Genomic DNA, 20,780 nt, shown 5'->3' with positions numbered 1-20,780 from the left:
GTCGGAGCCGGGCCGGGCCTCACCCGCGCGGGCAGGTCAGCGTTACCGGCTCACAGGTCGGTGCCTGCCGGCCACCACCGGGGGCACGCTCGTCGTCGACGTGCTCGGTCCGGGTGAGGGGGGCTCTGCGGGTGCTCCCTCGCGGCCGATGTCGGGTCCGCGCGTCGCGACGCTCACCGTCCCGTGCGACGGGACCGAGGTGCGGCTCGACCTCCGAAGCCTGCCCGCCGGGTCGGGCGAGCTCATGGTCACCGAGGCCACGAGCCAGGTCGCGACGGGCTGGGTCGTGCTGACCCGCAGCTCCTGACCCTCCTCCCAGACCGGCCACGCGGCGACTCGACCCGGCCGCGCGAGGCGGCGGCACGGCATACGTTCTCGGCGCGCGCGGCGGCCTTACCGCTGGTAACTTCGCCGGAATCAGGAGACCCACACTCCTCGGGGAGGCTTCGATGACGAAGCGCTGGTTCCGGACCATCCGACGACCCCTGGTCGCCGCTGCGGCGGCTGCCGTGGTCGGGGCGGCAGGGCTGGGCACGGCTGCTGCCGCGGGAGACCCGTACACGCCGGTCAACCCGCAGAGTCCCGACTCGCAGGTCGACGTCACGGGGCCGCCGTTCAGCGGTACTCAGCCCGACGGCACGGTGCGCGGCTACGTCGACGCGCACACCCACCTCATGTCCAACGTCGGCTTCGGCGGCAACATCGTCTGCGGAGCGACCTTCAGCCCCAACGGGATCGCCGACGCCCTCAAGGACTGTGACAACCACTACCCCAACGGCCAGGCCGCGCTCATCGAGAACCTCACGAACAAGGCCGGCGGCAACCCGCTCGCCACCCACGACCCGGTGGGGTGGCCGACCTTCGCCGACTGGCCGAAATGGAGCAGCCTCACCCACCAGCAGATGTACTACACGTGGGTCGAGCGAGCCTGGCGCGGTGGCCAGCGGGTCATGGTGGCCGACGCCGTCAACAACAACGTCCTGTGCAGCCTGCCCACACAGGTCAACCGCTACTCGTGCGACGACATGGACACGGTGCGCCGACAGATCGCCGAGACGAAGAAGCTCGAGGCGTTCGTCGACCAGCAGTACGGCGGCACCGGCAAGGGCTGGTTCCGGATCGCCTACTCCGCCGACGAGGCCCGCACCTACGTCGCCCAGGGCAAGCTCGCCGTCATCCTCGGCGTCGAGGTGAGCAACCCCTTCGGCTGCAAGCTCACCCTCGGTGTCCCCGGCTGCACCAAGGCGCAGATCGACGCCGGACTGACCGAGCTGCACGGGCTCGGGGTGCGCTCGATGTTCCTCTGCCACAAGTTCGACAACGCCCTGTGCGGCGTGCGCTTCGACGAGGGCACGCAGGGCGTCATCGTCAACCTCGGCAACTTCCTCAACACCGGCCAGTGGTGGCAGGTGCAGACGTGCACGAGTGAGCTGCACGACCACACCGTCGCCAACGGCGTCATCCCCAAGGAGCTCGCGCCGTACCTGCCGCTCGGACTCGTCCTGCCGATCTACCCCGAGGGTCCGCACTGCAACCCGCGCGGACTCTCCTCGCTGGGGGAGTACGCCCTCGCCGGGATGACGCAGCGCGGCATGGTCGTCGAGGTCGACCACATGAGCGTCAAGGCGGCCTCGCGCACGCTCGACCTGCTCGAGGCTGCGCACTACCCCGGCGTCGTGTCGTCGCACTCGTGGATGGACATCCACTTCACCGAGCGCCTCTACCGCTTGGGCGGGTTCGTCACGCAGTACGGCCACGACGCCGACGAGTTCGTCGACACGATGCACACCGACGAGGCGCTGCGCGCGAAGTACCACGTCGGCTACGGCTTCGGCATGGACATGAACGGCTTCGGGGGCACACCGGCGCCGCGACCGGGATCGAGCGTGGCCTACCCCTTCACGACTCTGGGAGGCGCATCCGCCGACCGCCAGGTCACCGGCCAGCGCACCTGGGACTACAACGTCGACGGCGTCCCCCACTACGGACTCATCCCCGACTGGGTCGAGGACATGCGGCGGATCGGTGGACAGCAGGTCGTCGACGAGCTGGCGATGGGCGCCGAGTCCTACCTCCGGACCGCCAAGGCCGCCCAGACCTGGACGCCGCCGCCCGACCTCGCGGCGGGGCGGCCGGCCACGGCCAGCAGCTACCAGTGGGACCTCTTCGCCGACTTCCGGGCGCCCCGCGCCGTCGACGGCCGGCGTGACACTCGATGGGCGAGCGCCTGGAGCGACAACCAGTGGTGGCGCGTCGACCTCGGCTCGGCCCGACAGGTCGGTCGCGTCGTCCTCGACTGGGAGTCGGCCTCCGCCCGCGACTACCGCGTCGAGGTCTCGACCGACGGGTCCACCTGGACGACCGTCGCGAGCCGCACCAGTGCGGACGGTGGCCTCGACGTGCTCGCGTTCACCCCGACGACGGCCCGCTACGTCCGCGTCGTCGGCACGAGGCGCGCGACGTCGTACGGCTACTCGTTGTGGGAGGTCGGGGTCCAGGCCACCTGAGCGACCGTCGGAGTGGGCGACCGCCCGTCAGTCGACGAGGTCGACGTCCCAGCGTTCGTCGTCGCGCAGGCCCGGTGTCGTCCACGTCGGGTCCGGCCGCCACCGCGTCCACTCGTCGGCGAACGGCCAGTCGCGGGCGGCGAACGAGGCACGGGCGTGCTCCGCGTTGTGCCGGATGGCGTCCGCCTGGTGGGGCGTCCCGCGTCCCTGCTCGACGGCGGCCACGAGCTCGTCGGCGTCCTTGACGTTGACCGTGCCGTCCGCCTCGATCCAGAGGTCGAGCACGTGGTCTCCGGTGAAGGTCTCTGCGCCGCAACGCTGGTGGGTCGTCTCGAGGTTGACGTACCAGCCGCCGAACTCCCAGGCGTCGTGTCCTGAGGGGTCAGCCGGGTCGATGCCGTCGGGCACGTCCCAGAAGAGCCACACCGACCACGGCACCCCGACCGGGGCGATCCGCAGGATGCCGGCGCCGTGCCACCGCGTGCGCGCCTGCACGCGCCGAGCGTCCCGGAGGAACCGCTCGCCCATCGGCACGTCGCGCAGGTCCGAGCCGTCGGCACACCGCTTCGTCAGGTGCACGGTGCCGGGCGCGAGCCAGGCCACGAGACCCCGCTCGTCGTCGCGGACGACCCGCATCGGGGACGCCGTCTCGGGGCGGCCCGGCTCCCACGCGTGGTCGCGGTAGCGCCACATGACGACCTCACCGGGGTCGAGGAAGGGGGCGACGCCGAGCGGGCGGGCCCCCTCGGGCGCCGACACGGCATACGGCTCGAGCACGGGTCCGGTGCGGTGCGCGTTCATGCCTTGGGCCGCTCGTCGACGATCCGGCGGGCCTTGCCGATCGAGCGCTCGATCGAGCCGGGTTCGCGCATCTCGACGCGGCACGTCGTGCCGATGCGGGCCTTGATCGTCGCCTCGAGCGTCCGGGCGATCTGCTCGGCGGCACCCGGCTCGAGCCGCGAGAGCGGCTCGACGAGCACGGTCAGCTCGACCATCCGGCCGGGCTGCGTCAGGACGCACTGGAAGTACGGCGACAGCCGCGGTTCGGCGAGCACGTGCTCCTCGATCTGCGTCGGGAAGACGTTGACGCCGCGGACGATCATCATGTCGTCGGTGCGACCGGTGACCTTCTCCATCCTCCGCATCGACGGGACCGCGGTGCCCGGCAGCAGCCGCGTCAGGTCGCGGGTGCGGTAGCGGATGACGGGCATCGCCTGCTTCGTCAGCGACGTGAAGACGAGCTCGCCGAGCTCACCGTCGGGCAGAACCTCCTCGGTGATCGGGTCGATGACCTCGGGGTAGAAGTGGTCCTCCCAGATGTGGAGGCCGTCCTTCGTCGTCGCGGCCTCCTGGGCGACGCCGGGCCCCATGACCTCCGAGAGGCCGTAGATGTCGACGGCGTCCATGCCGGTGCGTCGCTCGATCTCCCGGCGCATCGACTCGGTCCACGGCTCGGCACCGAAGATCCCGACCTGCAGGCTCGTCGTCGCGGGGTCGACGCCTTCGCGCTCCATCTCGTCGAGCAGGCTGAGGAAGTAGCTCGGCGTCACCATGATGACGCGGGGCTGGAAGTCGCGGATCAGCTGCACCTGCCGCTCGGTCATGCCGCCGCTCACCGGCACGACCGTTGCGCCGAGACGCTCGACGCCGTAGTGCGCGCCGAGGCCCCCGGTGAAGAGGCCGTAGCCGTAGGCGACGTGGATGACGTCGCCCGGGTGACCGCCGGCGAGCCGGATCGAGCGGGCCATGAGGTCGGCCCACGTGTCGATGTCGGCCTTCGTGTAGCCCACGACCGTCGGACGGCCCGTGGTGCCCGAGCTCGCGTGCACGCGGACGACCTGCTCGCGCGGCACGGCGAACATCCCGAAGGGGTAGTTGGCGCGCAGGTCCGCCTTCGTCGTGAACGGCATCCGGCTCAGGTCGTCGAGCGAGCGCAGGTCGTCGGGGTGGAATCCCCTGGCGTCGAAGGCTGCTCGGTAGTGCGGGACGTTGTCGTATGCCGTCCGCACCGTCTGCTGGAGCCGCTCGAGCTGGGTGCCCCGCAGCTCGTCGACCCCGATCGTGGGGATCTCGTGGTCCGGCAGGCGCGGTCGGCTCTCGGGTGACTCCGTCGTCATGGGCCCATTGTGCCCACACCGTCCGGCCGAGGCTCCTCGCCCACGACGTCGAGTGGGCGCTGTCTCCGGGGAGAGAGCGCCCACTCGACGTGCACGGGGACGGTCAGGCGTCCGGCGTCTCCAGGGACTCCGCGTCGGCGGCGGCCTCGTCGTCCTCGGCGCGCATGCGCTTGAGGAACGACTGCGTCCGCTCGTGCTGCGGGTTGCTGATGACGTCCTTCGGCTTGCCCTGCTCGACGACGACGCCACCGTCCATGAAGACGACGTGGTCGGCGACGTCGCGGGCGAAGCCCATCTCGTGCGTCACGACGATCATCGTCATGCCCTGGTCGGCGAGCTCGCGCATGACGCGGAGCACCTCGCCGACGAGCTCGGGGTCGAGCGCGGACGTCGGCTCGTCGAAGAGCATGAGCTTGGGGTCCATCGCGAGCGCCCGGGCGATGGCGACCCGCTGCTGCTGGCCACCGGAGAGCTGTGCCGGGTAGGCGTTCGGCTTGTCGCCGAGGCCGACCTGCTCGAGCAGCTCGAGCGCGCGTGCCCGCGCCTGCTTCTTGCCGACCCGCCGCACCTGGACGGGAGCCTCCATGACGTTCTGGAGAGCCGTCATGTGCGGGAACAGGTTGAAGCGCTGGAAGACCATGCCGATCTCACGGCGCTGCGTCGCGACCTGCTTGTCCGTGAGGTGGTGCAGCTGCCCGCCGTCGTCGCGGAAGCCGACGAGGTCGCCGTCGACCCAGATGCGACCGCCGTCGATCTCCTCGAGCTGGTTGATGCAGCGCAGGAACGTCGTCTTGCCCGATCCCGAGGGGCCGAGCAGGCAGACGACCTCGCCGCGGTGCACATCGAGGTCGATGCCCTTGAGCACCTCGTTGCCGTGGAAGCTCTTGAGCACGTTGAGCGCGCGGACGAGGGGCTGGTCCTCGCCGGTGCGCGAGCGAGCGTCGGTCCCGGTGGCGGGCCCGCTCGTGGGCTCGCTCGTGGGCTCGCTGGTGGTGGTGTCTGACATCAGGCGCCTCCTGCCCCGGCCGGACGCGCGAAGCGCTTGTTGGGTGCCCCGGTGCCGAAGCCTCGGCCGAAGCGCCGCTCGAGGAAGTACTGCCCGACCATGAGGACCGACCCGACGAGGAGGTACCAGGCGGTGACGGCGACGAACGACGGCATGATCTGCAGCGTCCGGGTGCCGATGGCGCGGGTCTGGTAGAAGAGCTCGGTGATGATCGGGATGGCCGAGAGCAGCGAGGTGTCCTTGACCATGGCGATGGTCTCGTTGCCCGTCGGCGGCACGATGACGCGCATCGCCTGGGGGAGCACGATGCGGCGCATGGACTGGCCACGGTTCATGCCGAGCGCGGCCGCCGCCTCGTTCTGACCCTTGTCGACCGACAGGATGCCGGCCCGTGCGATCTCGGCCATGTAGGCCGCCTCCGACAGGCCGAGGCCGATGATGCCCGCCAGCAGGCTGCTCGAGAACTGGTTGACGTCGAGCGTGAAGAACGTGAAGTCGCTCGAGAGCCCCATGAGGGAGGCCAGCTGCTTGCCGAACGGGATGCCGAAGTCGAGGTTGGCGTAGAGGAAGCCGACGCCGCTGCCGATCATCGCGAGGAGCACGAGGCGCGGGATGCCGCGGAAGAACCACGTGTAGACGAAGGAGACGCCGCGCAGGACGGGGTTGTGCGACAGGCGCAGGATCGCGATGATCACGCCGCCGACGATGCCGATGGCCATCGACCCGATGGTGCCGACGATGGTGCCCTTCCAGAGCCCTTCGAGCACCGGCTTCTGGTTCATGATCTCCAGGGCCTTGGAGAAGCCCCACCGCTCGTTGGTGATGAACGAGCTGATCAGCATCGCGACGAGGACGATGATGACGGCGAGCGCGACCCATCGTCCGGGGTGCCGGACCGGCCGGGCCTCGATGAGGCCCGGCCGGTCGTCGGTGGTCGGTGTGGTCACCGGATCACTCACGGGTTGAGGGCGAAGTCGCTGATCGCGCCGGCCTCGACGGAGAACTTCTTGAGGGCCGCCTCGTAGCTGCCGTCCTTCTGCGTGGCCTTGAGCGCCTCGACGAGGAGGTTGGCGAAGTCCGTCTGGTCCTTCGGCACGACATAGCCGTAGGGAGCCGAGTCGTAGATGGCGCCGAGGGCCTCGAGCTGGCCGGTCTGCTTGACGGCGTAGAGGCCGACGGGGGAGTCGGCGAGCATGGCGTCGGTCTTGCCGCTGACGACGTCGGCCGTGACCTGGTCCTGGCCCTCCTGGACGATCTGGTTGATGGCCGACTTGCCGGCGTCGGTGCACTTCTTGCTGCGGGCGGTGAGGTCGTCGATCTGCACGGTGCCCTTCTGGACGCCGATGTTGCGGCCGCAGGCGTCGTCGATGTTGACACCCTTGGGGTTGCCCTTGGCGACGACCCACTGGGTGCCGGCCTTGTAGTAGCTCACCATGTTGACCTGCTTCTTGCGGTCCGGATTGATGGTGAAGCTCGAGACGCCGACGTCGTACTTGCCACCCGTCACGCCGAGGATGATCGAGTCGAAGCTGGCCGGGACCCACTCGGTCTTGAGGCCGAGCTTGGCCGCCACGGCGTTGAAGACGTCGACGTCGAAGCCCTCGACCGTCTTGCCGTCGCCCGCGAGCATCTCGCTCGGGGCGTACGTCGGGTCGGTGCCGATGACGATCTTGCCCGCCGACTTCAGCTTGGCGGGAACCTTGGCCGCGAGGGCCTGGTCGACGCCACCGCCGGCGGCCGTCCCGGCGGGGGTGCTGCCCGCGCCCGGCGAGCTGGACAGCGAGTCCGACCCACAGGCGGAGAGCGTGAGGCCGGCGGCGACGAAGCCGGTGACGGCGATGAGGGACATGCGACGCATCAAGATGGTCCTTCCGGGGCGAACGCGGTCATTCAGGTGCGGGCGCTACGGTGCGCCGGCTGATTGGCCGATCCTGCCACCTTTCGGTGCGGGTGCCCACGGATGCAGCCGAACCGTTAGCGGGCCCACAGGAAAGCCCCGGGTGCGGCCTCGCCGGGCACCCGTCGAGGGCTCGGTTAACGTCCTCGGCGCCCGCTCGGGTAGTCTTTGTCCCAGTGGTCCGCCCAGTTCTGCCTCGGGCCGCTTCTTCTTGGCCTGGCGGAGTGTCGCCGGCCCCGTCGATTCGCTCTTGCGCCGCGACACCTCACAGCTGAGGCCCTTCGCGCCGGGCAGAACGACCGCTTCCACTTTTTGGAGTATCCACCTGTGTCCACTGACACGAACTTCGCCGTTCTCGGCGTGCCCGCCGACCTCGTCACGATCCTCGACGGTCTCGGCATCACCACCCCGACGCCCATCCAGGCCGCGACGCTGCCCGACTCCCTCGCCGGGCGCGACGTCCTCGGCCGTGGCCGCACCGGCTCCGGCAAGACGTACGCCTTCCTGCTGCCGCTGCTGACCCGCCTCTCGCAGTCGCGTCGGAGCCGCCTGGCCCGCCGTCCGCGCGCGCTCATCCTCGCCCCGACCCGCGAGCTCGTGACGCAGATCGACACCGCGATGGCCCCGCTCGCCAAGGCGCTCGGCCTCAACTCGCAGACGATCTTCGGCGGCGTCGGCCAGAACCCGCAGGTCCAGGGCCTCCGGAACGGCGTCGACGTCATCGTCGCCTGCCCCGGCCGTCTCGAGGACCTCATGCAGCAGGGTCACGTCAACCTCGACAGCGTCGAGGTCACGATCCTCGACGAGGCTGACCACATGGCCGACCTCGGCTTCCTGCCGGGCGTGCGCCGGATCATGGAGAAGACGCCCCGCAACGGCCAGCGCCTCCTCTTCTCGGCGACGCTCGACGGCGCGATCAACGTGCTCGTCAACAAGTTCCTGCACCAGCCCGTGACGCACGAGGCCGACTCGGCGCAGTCGCCCGTCTCGACGATGAGCCACCACGTGCTCCACGTCGACAACGGCTCGCACCTGCCGGTCATCCTCGACCTCACCGCGGCTCCGGGCCGCAAGGTCGTCTTCACCCGCACCAAGCACCGGGCCAAGAAGCTCGCCAAGCAGCTCAACGCCTCGGGAGTTCCGGCCGTCGAGCTGCACGGCAACCTCAGCCAGGGTGCCCGCACGCGCAACATGGACGACTTCCACTCGGGCCGCGCGCAGACGCTCGTCGCGACCGACATCGCCGCCCGTGGCATCCACGTCGACGACGTCGCGCTCGTCATCCACGCCGACCCGCCGGTCGAGCACAAGGCGTACCTGCACCGCTCGGGTCGCACGGCCCGCGCCGGCAACGACGGCATCGTCGTCACGATGATGCTCGACGAGCAGGTGCGCGACGTGCGCGACCTGACCCGCAAGGCCGGCATCAAGCCGACGACGACGCGCGTCCAGCTCGGCCACCCGCTCCTGACCGAGCTCGCCCCCGGCGACCGGTCGTATGCCGGCGGCCTCGTCCGCGAGGACGCCCCGGCCCGCTCGGGCTCCGGCTCGGGCTCGAACTCGGCGTCCGGCGGCTCCGGCCGCGCCCGTGGTCGTGCGCGTGGCCAGGGCGGCAGCGGCGCTGCCACCGGTGGTGGCCGCGGTGCAGGTCGCGGGGCCGGCGAGGGTGCTCGTGGGCCCGGCGCCGGTGGTCGCGGCTCGGGTCGTGGTCGCTCCGGCCAGAGTGGCGAGGGCCAGGGCGGCGGTCGCCGCTCGGGCGGCGCCGGCAACGGTGGCGGCTCCGGCCGTCGCGGCGGCTCCTCGACCGTCTACTCGACGAGCAGCGGCGGCAGCGCCGCGGCGTTCTCCGCCGGCACCCGCGCCGGTGGCCGCCGCTCCCGCTGACCCAGCGCACGTCAATCGTCGAGAGGCCAAGGTTCGTCACGAACCTTGGCCTCTCGACGGTCTGGCACCCGCGAACCTTGGCCTCTCGACGAGGAGGACCCGCGAACTTTGGCCTTTCGACGGTTCAGGGTCAGGGGCGCTTGAGGCTGCGGCTCCGGCCGCGGAACTCGGCGATGATCTGACCGTCGGACTCCCGCTTGACCGTCACGTCCGTGATGCCGCTGCGCCCGAACGCCGAGCGCACGTGGCCATCGGCGACGAGCACGTCACCGAGCCGGCCCGGCGCGGTGAAGGAGATGTCGGCCCCGGCCGCCACCGTGAGGCGCCCCCGCGAGTTGCAGGCGAGCGCGAAGCACGAGTCGGCCAGGGTGAAGATGTAGCCGCCGTGGCAGATGGCGTGACCGTTGACCATGTCGTCGCGGATCGCCATCCGCACGACGGCGTGGTCCTGCTCGACGACGGCGGCCTCCATGCCGAGGCGTCGCGAGGCCACGTCGTCGTCCCACATCTGCCGGGCGAACGCGACCCCGGCCTCGACGTCCTGGCCGTCCCCACCACCGGCGGGCAGCTGGGTCTCGCTCACGTCAGGCTCCCGTCGGTCAGGGCCGGGCTCGGCCGGTAGCGACCACCGGGGAAGGCCTCGTCGAGCTCGGTGAGCTGCCGGGCGACGACGTCGAAGCCGATCTCGCGGCCCCACGCGATGGGCCCCTTCGGGTAGCGCGTGCCGAGCTGCATCGCCGTGTCGACGTCGTCGACGCTCGCCTCACCGCGGGCGACGAGGTCGACGGCCTCGTTGACGAGCATCGCGAGCGTGCGCGCGAGCGGGTCGGTCGCGACCGGTCCACCGACGAGGCGCTCGGCGAGCTCGACGTCCGGCTCGGCACCGGTGACCGAGCCGTCGGCGGCATACGCGTACACCCCGGAGCCCGTCTTGCGGCCGAGCCGGCCGGCCTCGACGAGACCCTGCTGGAAGGCCGTCGGCGCGTAGCGCTCGTCACGTCCCGTCTGCTCCCACACCGACGTGCCGACGGCGAGGTTGACGTCCTGCCCGATGAAGTCGGTGAGCTCGAGCGGCCCCATCGGGAAGCCGCCCTTCTCGCGGAGCGCCCAGTCCACCGTCGCCGCGTCGGCGACGCCGCTCTCGACGATGCGCTGCGCCTCGCCGTAGAAGGGACGCGCGACGCGGTTGACGATGAAGCCCGGGGTCGAGCTGCACCGCACCGGCGTCTTGCCCCAGGCGTCCATTAGCGCGACGGCGTGCTCGACGAAGGCCCGCGCGGTGCGCTCGCCGTGCACCACCTCGACGAGCCGCATGACGGGCGGCGGGTTGAAGAAGTGCAGTCCGAGCACCCGCTCCGGGTCGGCCACCTCGGCAGCGATGTCGTCGATGTCGATGCTCGACGTGTTCGTCGCGAGCACCGTCGTCGACGGCTGGACGTCGGCGAGGTCGGCGAAGATCCGGCGCTTGAGGTCGAGGTCCTCGGGCACGGCCTCGATGACGAGGCCGCACTCGGGCAGCTCCTCGACCGACGCGGCCGGGGTGATGCGTGCCAGCACCGCCGACGCGTCCTCGTCGGACAGGCGGCCCTTGTCCACGAGCCGCTTGAGGGCGGCGCCGATCGTGTCGACGGCACCTGCCGCGGCGCCCGGCACCGAGTCGACGAGGGTGACCGCGTGGCCCGCGGTGGCCGCCACCTGGGCGATGCCGGCCCCCATGGCCCCCGCCCCGATGACGCCGACGGGTCCGAAGGCGGACTGGTCGGGGTGGTCCGTGCTGGCCTCGGTGGTGTCCCTGTCCATGCCCGCCATCCTGCCGCGTGGCCCACCCCGGGCGCGCGGCGGGCGGTCGCGGACCGCCCGTGACGGCATACGGCTGAGGTCCGGAGCGGGGCTAGCATCGACCCGTGACTGCACCGGCAACGACGCCCACCCACCCCCTGCTCGACGCGCACGCGGGAGTCCTCGACGAGATCCGTCAGGCCCTGGCGAGCCGCAGCTGGTACTCCCGCTACCCCGAGTCGCCCAGCCCCCGCGTCTACGGCGAGACGGCCGCGGCCGACGGGCTCGCCGCGCACGAGGCCCACCTGGACGGGGCGTATGCCGCCCTGTCGAGCCAGCCGACCGACGGCACCCTCGTGGGGAGCGAGGTCTCCCCCTACGGACCGACGCTCGGCGCGACCTACCCGGCGCTCGACGTCGATGCCGGGCTCGCGGCGGCACGCGCGGCCATGGCGGCCTGGCGAGACGCGGGTCCGCAGGTGCGGGCCGCGGTGTGCGTCGAGATCGTCGACCGCATCAACAAGCGCAGCTTCGAGATCGCCAACGCCGTCATGCACACGTCTGGGCAGCCCTTCGTCATGTCGTTCCAGGCCGGCGGCCCGCACGCCCAGGACCGGGCGATCGAGGCGATCGCGGCGGGGCTCGTCGAGCAGGAGCGGGTGCCCGCGTCGGTCGTCTGGGAGAAGCCGGGTCGTGATCGCGAGGGGAAGCCCGCGCCGACGCGGATGCAGAAGGACTACCGCCTCGTGCCGCGCGGGGTCGCGCTCGTCATCGGGTGCAACACCTTCCCGACGTGGAACGCCTACCCCGGCATCTTCGCCTCGCTCGTCACGGGCAACGCGGTCGTCGTCAAGCCGCACCCGCGGGCCGTGCTGCCGCTCGCGATCTCCGTCGAGGTCGCGCGGTCGGTGCTCGCCGAGGCCGGCTTCGACCCGGCCCTCGTGCAGCTCGCGGCCGAGGCCGACGGGCAGGGTCTCGCCAAGACCCTCGCCGAGCGCGACGAGGTCGCGATCATCGACTACACCGGAGGCCCGGCCTTCGGGGCCTGGCTCGAGGAGTCGGCGGCCGCGCACGGCAAGCTCGTCTACACCGAGAAGGCCGGCCTCAACTCGATCGTCGTCGACTCGACCGACGACCTGCGCGGGATGCTCGGCAACCTCGCCTTCAGCCTCACGCTCTACTCCGGGCAGATGTGCACCGCCCCGCAGAACCTCTACGTGCCCGAGGGGGGCGTCGACACCGACGAGGGCCACCTGACCTTCGACGAGTTCGGCGAGCGACTGGCCGGCGCCGTCGGCCGGCTCACCGGTGACGACGCCAAGGCCGTCGAGCTGCTCGGGGCCACGGTCAACGACCAGGTCCGCTCCAACGCAGACTCCCTCGCCTCGATCGCCGAGGACGCCGACGGCCGCGTCGTGCTCGACTCGCGTCGCGTCGTGCACCCGACGTGGGGCGACGCCGTCGTGCGCGCCCCGGGTCTCGTCGCCGTCGACGTCGCCCGCGAGGACGTCTACACCCAGGAGTGCTTCGGTCCCGTCGGCTTCCTCATCCGGACGGCCTCGACGGAGCAGTCGCTCGCGCAGCTCGCCGACACGGTGCGCGAGCACGGTGCCATGACCGCTGCCGTCTACTCGACGAGCGACGCGGTGCTCGATGCGGCGCGTGACGCGGCGGCCGAGGGTGGGGTCGCCCTGTCCGAGAACCTGACGGGGCAGATCTTCGTCAACCAGACGGCTGCCTTCTCCGACTTCCACGGCACCGGGGCCAACCCGGCCGCGAACTCCGCCTACACCGACGCCGCCTTCGTCGCGAACCGCTTCCGCGTCATTACGTCGCGCCGTCACGTCTGAGCTGCTGATGGTCCTCGCTCCAGCTCAGCTCGACCGGGCGACCTTGCAACGCAAGGTGGTCCGCACTCTCGTCGGGTCGCAGATCCTCAGCGGGGTCGGCATGGCCTGCGGCATCGCCGTCGGCGCGCTGATCGCCGAGGACCTCAGCGGCACCGAGGCGCTCGCCGGTGTCGGCACGACAGCCCAGGTGCTCGGCACGGCGCTGCTGACGATCCCCGTCGCCCGGGCGACGGCCGCCCGGGGCCGCCGCGTCGGGCTGCGCTGGGGTCTGGCCGTGGCCTTCGTCGGGGCGTCGCTCGTGCTCGTGGCGGCCGTGCTGCGCTCGTTCCCCCTCTTCGTCGTCGGCATGTTCCTCTTCGGTGGCGGCACGACCGCCAACAACCAGACGCGGTATGCCGCCGCCGACCTCGCGGACCCGGCGCGCCGCGGGCGCGACCTGTCGATCGTCGTGTGGGCCACGACGATCGGCTCGGTGGTCGGACCGAACCTCGTCGGACCGGGCGAGGTGCTCGCGCACCGTCTCGGGTTGCCCGAGCTGGCCGGGACGTTCGTCTTCTCCCTCGTCGGCTTCGTGGCCGCCTGGCTCGTCGTCGACCGGCTGCTGCGGCCCGACCCGCTGCTCACGGCGCGTGCCCTCGACGCCGCCCACCGCGAGGAGGGGCGCCGGGCTGCGGCGCCTGACGTCGTGGCCGACCCGGCATCCGGCGGCGTCGCCGACGTGCCGAACCACGACGGCTCGATGCGCCGCGGCCTCGCCGTGGTGCGGTCGAACCCGCGGGCGCTCCAGGCGATCCTCGTCATGGCGCTCGGCCACCTCGTCATGGTCAGCGTCATGGTCATGACGCCGATCCACATGAAGCACGGTCACGCGGAGCTCGAGGTCATCGGCTTCGTCATCTCGGTGCACATCCTCGGGATGTTCGCCCTGTCGCCGCTCGTGGGGGCGGCCGTCGACCGGTGGGGCGCGCCGCCGGTCGCCATGACGGGCGGCGTCGTGCTCACGGTCGCATCGCTGCTCGCGTCCCGCTCCCAGGCCGGCTGGTCCGGCCTGCTGCTCGTCGCCCTCTTCCTGCTCGGGGTGGGGTGGTCGTGCACCCTCGTGTCGGGCTCGACCCTGCTCACGTCGGTCGTCACGACCGACGAGCGTCCCGCCACCCAGGGACTCGCCGACGTGCTCATGGGTCTGGCGGGTGCCGGGGGAGGCGTGGCGGCCGGCATCGTCGTCGGGTCGCTCGGCTACTCGGCGCTCGCGTCGGGGTCGGCCGCGGTCGGCGTCGTCATCCTCGTCGTCGGCGCGGCCCGGGTGAGGCGCACCGCCGCCGACGTCAGCTGAGCAGGGCCAGCACGAAGCCGATGAGCGGCAGCGTGCCCTGGGTCAGGGCGGCGCGCACGTAGCTGCGGCCGGTCGTGACGAGCACCGCGGCCGCGGCCACCATCGAGCCCGTGCAGAAGAGGGCGAGGGTGCGCCCGGCCGTGTCGTGGCCGGTCCACCAGAGCACGAGGCCGAGCGCGGCGCCGATGCCGAGGAAGAGGTTGTAGAAGCCCTGGTTGTAGGCCATCGGCCGGGTCACGTCAGCAGCCGCCTGGTCAGCGACGCCGAAGCGCTTCCACACCTCGGGGCGGGTCCAGCCGACGGTCTCCATCCAGAAGATGAAGAAGTGCAGCAGTGCGGCCAGCCCGACGAACACGCTCGCGGCGATCTTCATGATCGGATCGTAGGGGTCCGGGACCCGCAGGATGTGGCCTCTCGACGTGTGGAGACCCGCAGATCGTGGCCTCTCGACGTGTGGAGGAGGCTCCGGCGGTCAGGCGGTCAGGCGGTCAGGCGGTCAGGCGGTGATGCGCAGGGTGCTCGTGCGGTCGGGCTTGACGAGCACCTCGATGCGGTCGGCGACCCGCGACTTCAGCTCGGTGACGTGGCTGACGATGCCGACGGTGCGGCCCCCCTCGCGCAACCCCTCGAGGGTGTGCATGACGTCGTCGAGCACGTCGGGGTCGAGGGTGCCGAAGCCTTCATCGACGAAGAGCGTGCCGAGGTCGACGCCGCCGGACTCGGCGCGCACGACCTCGGCGAGGGCGAGGGCGAGCGACAGGGAGACGTAGAAGGTCTCACCGCCGGAGAGGGTGCCGACCTCGCGGACCTGGTTGGTGTGCATGTCGTGGACGCGCACGCCGAGCCCGGACTTGGCGTTGCCCTTCTTGGCGTCGGTGTGCTCGAGCGTGTAGCGGCCGCCCGAGAAACGGCCGAGCTCGGTGTTGGCCGCCGACAGCACCTCGGTGAAGCGGCGGATGAGGACGTACTTCGCGAGGTCGAGGTTCAGCTGGTTGTCGCCGTTGCCCGCGACGAGCTGGCCGACCCGCACGGCGTCGGCGGTCGAGGTGATGACGGCGGCGTTGCGGGCCATGGCCTCGCGGATGTCGGTGACCCGTCGCTTGGTGCGCGTCACCTGGTCACGGAGGCTCCCGTGCTCGTTGCTCGCGGCCTCCATGTCCTTCTTCGCGGCGGCCGCGAGGGCCTCGAGCTGCTCGATGTCGTCGAAGAGGGCGTCGAGCTGGACGTCGGCGAGCTCTGGCCCGGTCAGCCCGGCGCGCACCTGGGTGCAGGCCCGCTCGAACTCCGCGATCTCCTGGGTCTTGGCATTGATCCACTCGGCGCCGCGGTCGGCCGCCATCCACTCGGCGACGTCGGCGAAGCCGAACTGCGCGAGGTCGGCGTCGCGCGCCGCGGTGTCCTCGGCGACCGACGACGCGGCGACGTCACGCTGCCCGAGAGCGTCGACGAGGGAGTCGATGCGGCTGGCGCCGGCGACGAGGGCCTCGCGTCGCGCGGTGACGCTGGGGTGGCCGTCACGGGCCTGCTCGACGACGACCGTCTCCTCGGCGGTGCGGCCGTCGAGGTCGACGACCGACTGCTCGCCGCGCGCGAGATCGGCACCGAGCCGGGCGGCCTCGGCGCTGAGCGTGTCGACGCGGTCGCGCAGCTCGGTCACACGCGCCGCCCCGGCCTCGACGTCGGCACGGGCCCGCACCGAGGCCGCGAGCTCGTGCGCCGTCGCCTCGGCCCGGGCGCGGGCCTCGGTCACGTCGAGCCCCTCGCACCGGGCCGTGAGCTCGCGCACCTCTGACCGGAGGGCCCCGAGGGCCTCCGCGGTGGTGGCGGCCTGCTCGCGCAGCCGGACGACGCGGGACTCCTCGGCGTCGATCTGCTCGGGGGTGACGGCGTCGAGGGTCGGGCGGGCAGGGGAGGGGTGCTCGACGGACCCGCACACCGGGCACGGGTCGCCGCCGACGAGCGAGAGCCCGAGCTCGCCGGCGATGCCGTCGATGCGAGCCCGGCGCAGCCCCGCGAGCAACGACTCGGCCGCCGCCACCGTGCCCAGCGCCTCGGTCGCGGCCGACTCGGCCCGCGGGACCCGAGCCACCGCAGCCGCGCGGGCCACCGACGCCTCGAGCCGGGCCCTCGCCCGATCGCCCTCGGCGGCGCGCCCGTCGAGCAGTGCCGCCAGACGGCGCGCCTCTGTGAGCGCCGCCTCGTGCGTGGCGATGGTGCCGGGGAGGGCCTCGAGCTCGCTCGTCACCGACGCCACCGACCGACGTGCTCCGTCGAGCCGCTCGCGCAGCCGCGCCAGGTCCGCGATGCGGCCGGCGAGCGCGCCCTCGAGCGCGATGGCACCGGTGAGGGAGCCGACGACCTCACGGGCCTGGGCGGCGGCCTCGCGCAGGGCAGCCGGTCCGCGGTCGCGCAGCGCCGGGTCGACGCGGGCGCGGGCCTGCGTCAGGGCTGCCTCTGCGCGCTTGAGCGTCGCCTCGGACTGGGCGAGGGTGCGCACGGCGCCGGCCACCGGGCGAGCCTGGCGCGCTCGGGCCACCTCCTCGCCGAGCTGCTGGAAGGCCACCGCCTGCTTGCCGAGGTCGTGCTCCTGCTGCTGGAGCTGGATGAGCCGCTCGCGGCGCTGCATGCGCAGCCGGGCGTCGCTGACCATGTCGGCCATCTGCTTGTGCGTCTCGATGGCCTCGCGGCTCGCCTTGCCCGCGTGGCGCTCGCGCGTCGTCAGCTCGTCGACGACCTGGGCCAGCTCGGCGTCGAGGGACTCCGGCGTCGTGCGGCTCAGGTCCTCGAGCTCGTCGCGCCGCTCGGTCTCGAGCCCGGCCGACACCGCCAGGGCGTGCACCGCGAGCCGGATCTCGTCGACCGCTGACTGGCGTCGGGCCTGCGCGGCTCGCCCGGCCTCGACGATCTCGTCCTGGACCCGGCGGAAGAACGCCGTGCCGAAGACCTTCTCGAGGAGCTTGCCCTTGTCCTCGGACCGGGCGCGCAGGAACGTCGCGAACTCGCCCTGCGGCAGGATCACGGTCTGCACGAACTGGTCGCGGGTGAGCCCGACGGCGCGGGTGATCTCGTCGTCGCAGTCCCCGATGTTGGTCGAGAGCAGCTCGCCGCCCTCGAGGTCGTCGGGCGTCTGGAGGCGCCACAGCTTGATCGTCGGCTGCTGCACCGTCGTGCCGTCGCCGCGCGACTTGGGGCGCTCGAAGCGAGGCGTGCGCTGGACGCGGTAGAGCCCCGACTGCGTCTCGAAGACGAGCACGACGACCGGCACGGTGCGCGGGTCGGCGTGGTGGGAGTGGATGCGCTCGACGTCGGCCGAGGCCTGCGCGACCTTGCCGTAGAGCGCGAACGTGATGGCGTCGATGATCGTCGACTTGCCCGACCCGGTGGGCCCCTCGAGCAGGAAGAGGCCGGCGCGCCCGACGGTGGTGAAGTCGATGACCTCGGTGCCCGCATACGGCCCGATGGCCGTCATGGACAGGTGGTGCAGCTGCACGTCACGCCACCTCCTGCGCCTCGGCCCGGTGCTGGGCCCGGACGGCGGCCTCGAAGCCGGCCTCGAAGACGTCGACCTCGCCGCCGCTCGCCTCGGTCTTGGTGACGTAGGCGATGAAGTCGGAGCCGAGCTCGCGGGGGTCGCGCTCGCTGACGACGGTCGTGCCGCCTCGCCCGCGGTCGATCGCGCCCTCGGGCTCGTGGAAGACCTGCAGGGCGTGCGGGAAGCGGGACTTGAGGCGGTCCATGAGCGAGTCGGGGCGCACCCGGTCGGTGACCGTGACGCGCACCCACGCGGCCTCGGCGCTCGCGAACGACGGCGACTCGAGCAGCTCGTCGAGGCGACCGCGCAGCGTCGCCATGGCGCGCGGCTGCACGATCTCGACCGGGGTCACCCGGGCCGGGCCGGACGCGTCGAGGTCGACGAGGAGCACGACCTTCTCGTGGTCCTGCTCGGAGAACGAGTAGCGCAGCGGCGACCCCGAGTAACGCACGACCGAGCCGTCTGCGGACTCCGGCGCCTGCGGCCCGTGGAGGTGCCCGAGCGCGGCGTAGTCGATGCCGGCGAAGACGGTGCCGGCCACCCGGTCGACGCCGCCGACCATGATCGAGCGCTCGGAGTCGCTCGGCTCGGCACCCGCCACGAACGCGTGGGCCAGCACGACCGACCGCACCCCGGGCCGGTCGGCGAGGTCGGCGCGGATGCGGTCGCACGCCGCACCCACGACGGCCTGGTGCGACCGGGGCAGCGGCTCGCCACCCCCTGCCAGCGCAACGCGCGCGTGGTCGGGGTCGAGGTAGGGGATGCCGTAGACCGCGGCCCGCACGCCGTCGCTGCCCTCGAGGAGCAGGGGCAGGTCGAGCTGGCCGAGGTCGGTGACCATCCGGATGCTGTCCCGGAAGAGGCCGGCGCCGTAGCCGAGCCGGATCGCCGAGTCGTGGTTGCCCGACGTGACGACGACGGTCGTGACGGCCGAGAGCCGGGACAGCGTCCACTCGAAGAGCTGGACCGACTCGACGGGCGGCACCCCGCGGTCGTAGACGTCGCCCGCGACGAGCACGGCGTCGATCGGGATGCCGTCGGGTGGGTCCTCGACGAGCTCGCAGATGCGCTCGAGCACGGCCGACTGCGCCTCGTGGAGGTTCACGCCGTGGAGCGTGCGCCCGAGGTGCCAGTCGGAGGTGTGGAGCAACCGCATGCCACGACGGTAGGACCCTGCGCCCACACCCTCGACACCGACACCCCGACGGCCCCTGCGCCCGTCGCCGAGCGGTGGTGCGAGAGCGCCCGCGACCGTCGGTGCGGACCCCTACCGTGGTCGGATGGAGCGCCCCGACCGTCCCCACGTCGTCGTCTACAACGAGGCCAGCATCGACGGGAGGGTCGTCGGCTTCGACACCGACCCGTCCCGCTACTACCGGCTGGGCTTCCGCTGGCGCAGCGACGCGATCCTCATGGGCAGCACGACCGCCCTCGCCTTCGGGCCGCCCGAGTCCGATACCGACCAGCAGCGCATCCTGCTGCGGCCCGAGCGCCTGCCCGTCGTGCCCGGCTTCGAGTCGCTCGTCACCGAGCCGCGCCCGCTCCTCGTCGTCCCCGACAGCCGCGGCGCCGTGCGGTGCTGGACCCAAGCCCTGTCCCAGCCGTGGTACCGCGACGTCGTCGTCCTCGTCACGCGCCACACCCCGACCGACTACCTGCGCTACCTCGACCGCCGCGGCATCGAGCACGTCGACGCGACCGGACCGGCGTCCGGTCGCGTCGACCTCGCCGCAGGGCTCGCGCACCTCGCGGGTTCGCACGGCGTGCGCGACGTCCGCACCGACGGTGGCGGCGCGCTCACGGGCGCCCTGCTCGCCGCCGGGCTCGTCGACGAGATCGTCGTCCTGCTCGACCCGGTGGTGTCGAGCGACCCGGACGGCCAGCGGCTGGTCACGCTGCCTCACGCGGGGCCACCCGGTGGCATACGCCTGCGGCTCGACGACGTCGAGCGCTTCGACGACGGCGCGCTCCTCCTGCGCTACGCGACGGCCACCGACCGGGCTCCTACTGGCTGAGCTGGAGATCCATCCGTTCGAGGAGGGCCTCGAGGGCCTCCTCGAAGTCCACCTCGACCCGGTCCTCCTCGAGCTTCGGAGCCAGCCGCTGCACGGTGGGGAAGGCGTCCAGGGGCAGCGTCCCGTCGTCGTTGGGCTGGTGGGCCCCGCCCTCGTCGAGAGGCGTCTCCGGCCCCGAGAACTGCGCCCCCCGGGTGGCCGACTCCAGCAGCAGGTGGCCGAGCAGGAAGCTCGTGTAGGTGCGGTAGGCCCACACGGCCTGGTCCTCGGTGAAGCCGCGCTGCATCAACCCGTTGAGGAACTCCTCGACCACCGCGAGGCTGCGCAGGGGAGGCCGCAGCCACGGCGCCGCCGGGTGTCGCGTGGCGATCAGGGGGAAGGCCAGCGGGTGGTCGAGGGCGAGCCGTCGCACGTTGTGCGCCATCCACTGCAGGAACGCCTGCCAGCCGTCGGAGGGCTCCATGCGCGTGCCGGGGTCGATCTCGAGCGAGGACACGAGGCGGTCGACGACTCCCTCGAGGAGGTCCTCGCGCCCGTTGACGTAGCGGTAGAGGGCCATGGCCTCGACGCCGAGACGTGCGCCGAGACGGCGCATGGTCAGTGCGTTGACACCCTCGGCGTCGACGAGCGCGATGGCTTCGTCGACGATGCGGTCTCGGGTGAGGCGGTGCCCTCCGTCGGCGCGGCCTGCTCCGGCCGCCTCCTCCATCTCGGGCGGGGCTCCCGGGGTCGTCATGGCTGCTCCTCGGACGCTCGGCGGTGGTTCCCTCGAGTCCATCATGCCCGGCTGGCACCGCCCACTCCCCGGTCGGACGCGAACGGGCGGAACGGGCGGAACCCCATGGGGATTCCGCCCGTTC

Annotated in this window: 17 protein-coding genes; 6 read left to right on the top strand and 11 right to left on the bottom strand. The window is 72.2% G+C overall.

Annotated features, from left to right (window positions below; all coding sequences use genetic code 11):
* Positions 1 to 148: 148 nt before the first annotated feature.
* Entirely contained in the window at positions 149 to 307 is a 159-nt protein-coding gene (locus tag ASH01_RS22930; protein WP_156415505.1) for a hypothetical protein, read from the top strand.
* A 142-nt stretch (positions 308 to 449) separates the two neighbouring features.
* Positions 450 to 2,507, top strand: a complete 2,058-nt coding sequence (locus ASH01_RS09045) for a galactose-binding domain-containing protein (protein WP_056774457.1) — start codon at positions 450 to 452, stop codon at positions 2,505 to 2,507.
* Positions 2,508 to 2,534: 27 nt separating this feature from the next.
* Here ASH01_RS09045 and ASH01_RS09040 read toward each other — a convergent pair whose 3' ends face one another.
* From ASH01_RS09040 to ASH01_RS09020, 5 genes are all read right to left on the bottom strand, one after another.
* Positions 2,535 to 3,308 carry a DUF402 domain-containing protein gene (locus ASH01_RS09040; RefSeq protein ID WP_056774455.1) on the bottom strand — a complete coding sequence of 258 codons (774 nt, stop codon included), beginning with the start codon at positions 3,306 to 3,308 and terminating at the stop codon, positions 2,535 to 2,537.
* Entirely contained in the window at positions 3,305 to 4,624 is a 1,320-nt protein-coding gene (paaK, locus tag ASH01_RS09035) for a phenylacetate--CoA ligase PaaK (RefSeq protein WP_056774452.1), read from the bottom strand. The genes ASH01_RS09040 and paaK overlap by 4 nt, the downstream gene beginning before the upstream one ends.
* A 103-nt stretch (positions 4,625 to 4,727) precedes the next feature.
* Complete coding sequence (locus ASH01_RS09030) at positions 4,728 to 5,630, bottom strand: amino acid ABC transporter ATP-binding protein (RefSeq protein ID WP_056774450.1); 903 nt, start codon at positions 5,628 to 5,630, stop codon at positions 4,728 to 4,730.
* On the bottom strand, positions 5,630 to 6,577 hold the full coding sequence (locus tag ASH01_RS09025; RefSeq protein ID WP_056774447.1) for an amino acid ABC transporter permease: 948 nt from the start codon (positions 6,575 to 6,577) through the stop codon (positions 5,630 to 5,632). The genes ASH01_RS09030 and ASH01_RS09025 overlap by 1 nt, the downstream gene beginning before the upstream one ends.
* 8 nt (positions 6,578 to 6,585) lie before the next feature.
* Positions 6,586 to 7,488: an ABC transporter substrate-binding protein gene (locus tag ASH01_RS09020; RefSeq protein WP_056774443.1), complete on the bottom strand. Its 903-nt coding sequence runs from the start codon at positions 7,486 to 7,488 to the stop codon at positions 6,586 to 6,588.
* A gap of 366 nt (positions 7,489 to 7,854) precedes the next feature.
* Here ASH01_RS09020 and ASH01_RS09015 point away from each other — a divergent pair, with 366 nt between their 5' ends.
* Complete coding sequence (locus ASH01_RS09015; RefSeq protein ID WP_056774440.1) at positions 7,855 to 9,411, top strand: DEAD/DEAH box helicase; 1,557 nt, start codon at positions 7,855 to 7,857, stop codon at positions 9,409 to 9,411.
* Positions 9,412 to 9,541: 130 nt separating this feature from the next.
* Here the strand turns inward: ASH01_RS09015 and paaI are convergent, their stop codons facing one another.
* Positions 9,542 to 9,994, bottom strand: coding sequence for a hydroxyphenylacetyl-CoA thioesterase PaaI (paaI, locus tag ASH01_RS09010; RefSeq protein WP_200959111.1), 453 nt, complete (start codon positions 9,992 to 9,994; stop codon positions 9,542 to 9,544).
* The gene (locus ASH01_RS09005; protein WP_056774438.1) at positions 9,991 to 11,211 is read right to left on the bottom strand and encodes a 3-hydroxyacyl-CoA dehydrogenase NAD-binding domain-containing protein; all 1,221 of its coding nucleotides are present in this window, start codon (positions 11,209 to 11,211) and stop codon (positions 9,991 to 9,993) included. The genes paaI and ASH01_RS09005 overlap by 4 nt, the downstream gene beginning before the upstream one ends.
* Positions 11,212 to 11,315: 104 nt before the next feature.
* Between ASH01_RS09005 and paaN the strand changes: the two genes are divergently transcribed.
* Positions 11,316 to 13,040: a phenylacetic acid degradation protein PaaN gene (paaN, locus tag ASH01_RS09000; RefSeq protein ID WP_056774436.1), complete on the top strand. Its 1,725-nt coding sequence runs from the start codon at positions 11,316 to 11,318 to the stop codon at positions 13,038 to 13,040.
* Between the two features lie 7 nt (positions 13,041 to 13,047).
* A complete protein-coding gene (locus ASH01_RS08995) occupies positions 13,048 to 14,373 on the top strand; it encodes an MFS transporter (protein WP_056774433.1) in 1,326 nt (441 codons plus the stop codon).
* Here the strand turns inward: ASH01_RS08995 and ASH01_RS08990 are convergent.
* From ASH01_RS08990 to ASH01_RS08980, 3 genes are all read right to left on the bottom strand, one after another.
* A complete protein-coding gene (locus tag ASH01_RS08990; RefSeq protein ID WP_056774429.1) occupies positions 14,366 to 14,746 on the bottom strand; it encodes a DUF1304 domain-containing protein in 381 nt (126 codons plus the stop codon). The two genes, ASH01_RS08995 and ASH01_RS08990, sit on opposite strands and share 8 nt — an antisense overlap.
* 123 nt (positions 14,747 to 14,869) lie before the next feature.
* The gene (locus ASH01_RS08985) at positions 14,870 to 17,863 is read right to left on the bottom strand and encodes an AAA family ATPase (protein WP_056774426.1); all 2,994 of its coding nucleotides are present in this window, start codon (positions 17,861 to 17,863) and stop codon (positions 14,870 to 14,872) included.
* A 1-nt stretch (position 17,864) separates the two neighbouring features.
* Positions 17,865 to 19,061, bottom strand: a complete 1,197-nt coding sequence (locus ASH01_RS08980; RefSeq protein WP_056774421.1) for an exonuclease SbcCD subunit D — start codon at positions 19,059 to 19,061, stop codon at positions 17,865 to 17,867.
* 124 nt (positions 19,062 to 19,185) lie between these two features.
* On the opposite strand from ASH01_RS08980, the gene ASH01_RS08975 reads away from it, so the two are divergent.
* Positions 19,186 to 19,920, top strand: a complete 735-nt coding sequence (locus tag ASH01_RS08975) for a RibD family protein (protein ID WP_056774419.1) — start codon at positions 19,186 to 19,188, stop codon at positions 19,918 to 19,920.
* Here ASH01_RS08975 and ASH01_RS08970 read toward each other — a convergent pair.
* Positions 19,910 to 20,656 carry a TetR/AcrR family transcriptional regulator gene (locus ASH01_RS08970; protein ID WP_235509582.1) on the bottom strand — a complete coding sequence of 249 codons (747 nt, stop codon included), beginning with the start codon at positions 20,654 to 20,656 and terminating at the stop codon, positions 19,910 to 19,912. The genes ASH01_RS08975 and ASH01_RS08970 overlap by 11 nt on opposite strands.
* Positions 20,657 to 20,780: the final 124 nt, after the last annotated feature.

The sequence above is a fragment of the Terrabacter sp. Soil811 genome (assembly GCF_001429655.1).
Classification (GTDB): domain Bacteria; phylum Actinomycetota; class Actinomycetes; order Actinomycetales; family Dermatophilaceae; genus Terrabacter.
Note: the sequence above shows the minus strand (reverse complement) of the source record. Positions and strands in the feature narration are given on the sequence as shown.

Bases quoted from the DNA above. Each gene is read 5' to 3' on its own strand.
- ASH01_RS08990 (WP_056774429.1), bottom strand. From the start codon at position 14,746: ATGAAGATCGCCGCGAGCGTGTTCGTCGGGCTGGCCGCACTGCTGCAC.
- ASH01_RS09045 (WP_056774457.1), top strand. From the start codon at position 450: ATGACGAAGCGCTGGTTCCGGACCATCCGACGACCCCTGGTCGCCGCT.
- ASH01_RS08995 (WP_056774433.1), top strand. From the start codon at position 13,048: ATGGTCCTCGCTCCAGCTCAGCTCGACCGGGCGACCTTGCAACGCAAG.
- ASH01_RS09020 (WP_056774443.1), bottom strand. From the start codon at position 7,488: ATGCGTCGCATGTCCCTCATCGCCGTCACCGGCTTCGTCGCCGCCGGC.
- ASH01_RS09005 (WP_056774438.1), bottom strand. From the start codon at position 11,211: ATGGACAGGGACACCACCGAGGCCAGCACGGACCACCCCGACCAGTCC.
- ASH01_RS22930 (WP_156415505.1), top strand. From the start codon at position 149: ATGTCGGGTCCGCGCGTCGCGACGCTCACCGTCCCGTGCGACGGGACC.
- ASH01_RS08975 (WP_056774419.1), top strand. From the start codon at position 19,186: ATGGAGCGCCCCGACCGTCCCCACGTCGTCGTCTACAACGAGGCCAGC.
- ASH01_RS08970 (WP_235509582.1), bottom strand. From the start codon at position 20,656: ATGACGACCCCGGGAGCCCCGCCCGAGATGGAGGAGGCGGCCGGAGCA.
- ASH01_RS09040 (WP_056774455.1), bottom strand. From the start codon at position 3,308: ATGAACGCGCACCGCACCGGACCCGTGCTCGAGCCGTATGCCGTGTCG.
- ASH01_RS09030 (WP_056774450.1), bottom strand. From the start codon at position 5,630: ATGTCAGACACCACCACCAGCGAGCCCACGAGCGAGCCCACGAGCGGG.
- paaK (WP_056774452.1), bottom strand. From the start codon at position 4,624: ATGACGACGGAGTCACCCGAGAGCCGACCGCGCCTGCCGGACCACGAG.
- ASH01_RS08980 (WP_056774421.1), bottom strand. From the start codon at position 19,061: ATGCGGTTGCTCCACACCTCCGACTGGCACCTCGGGCGCACGCTCCAC.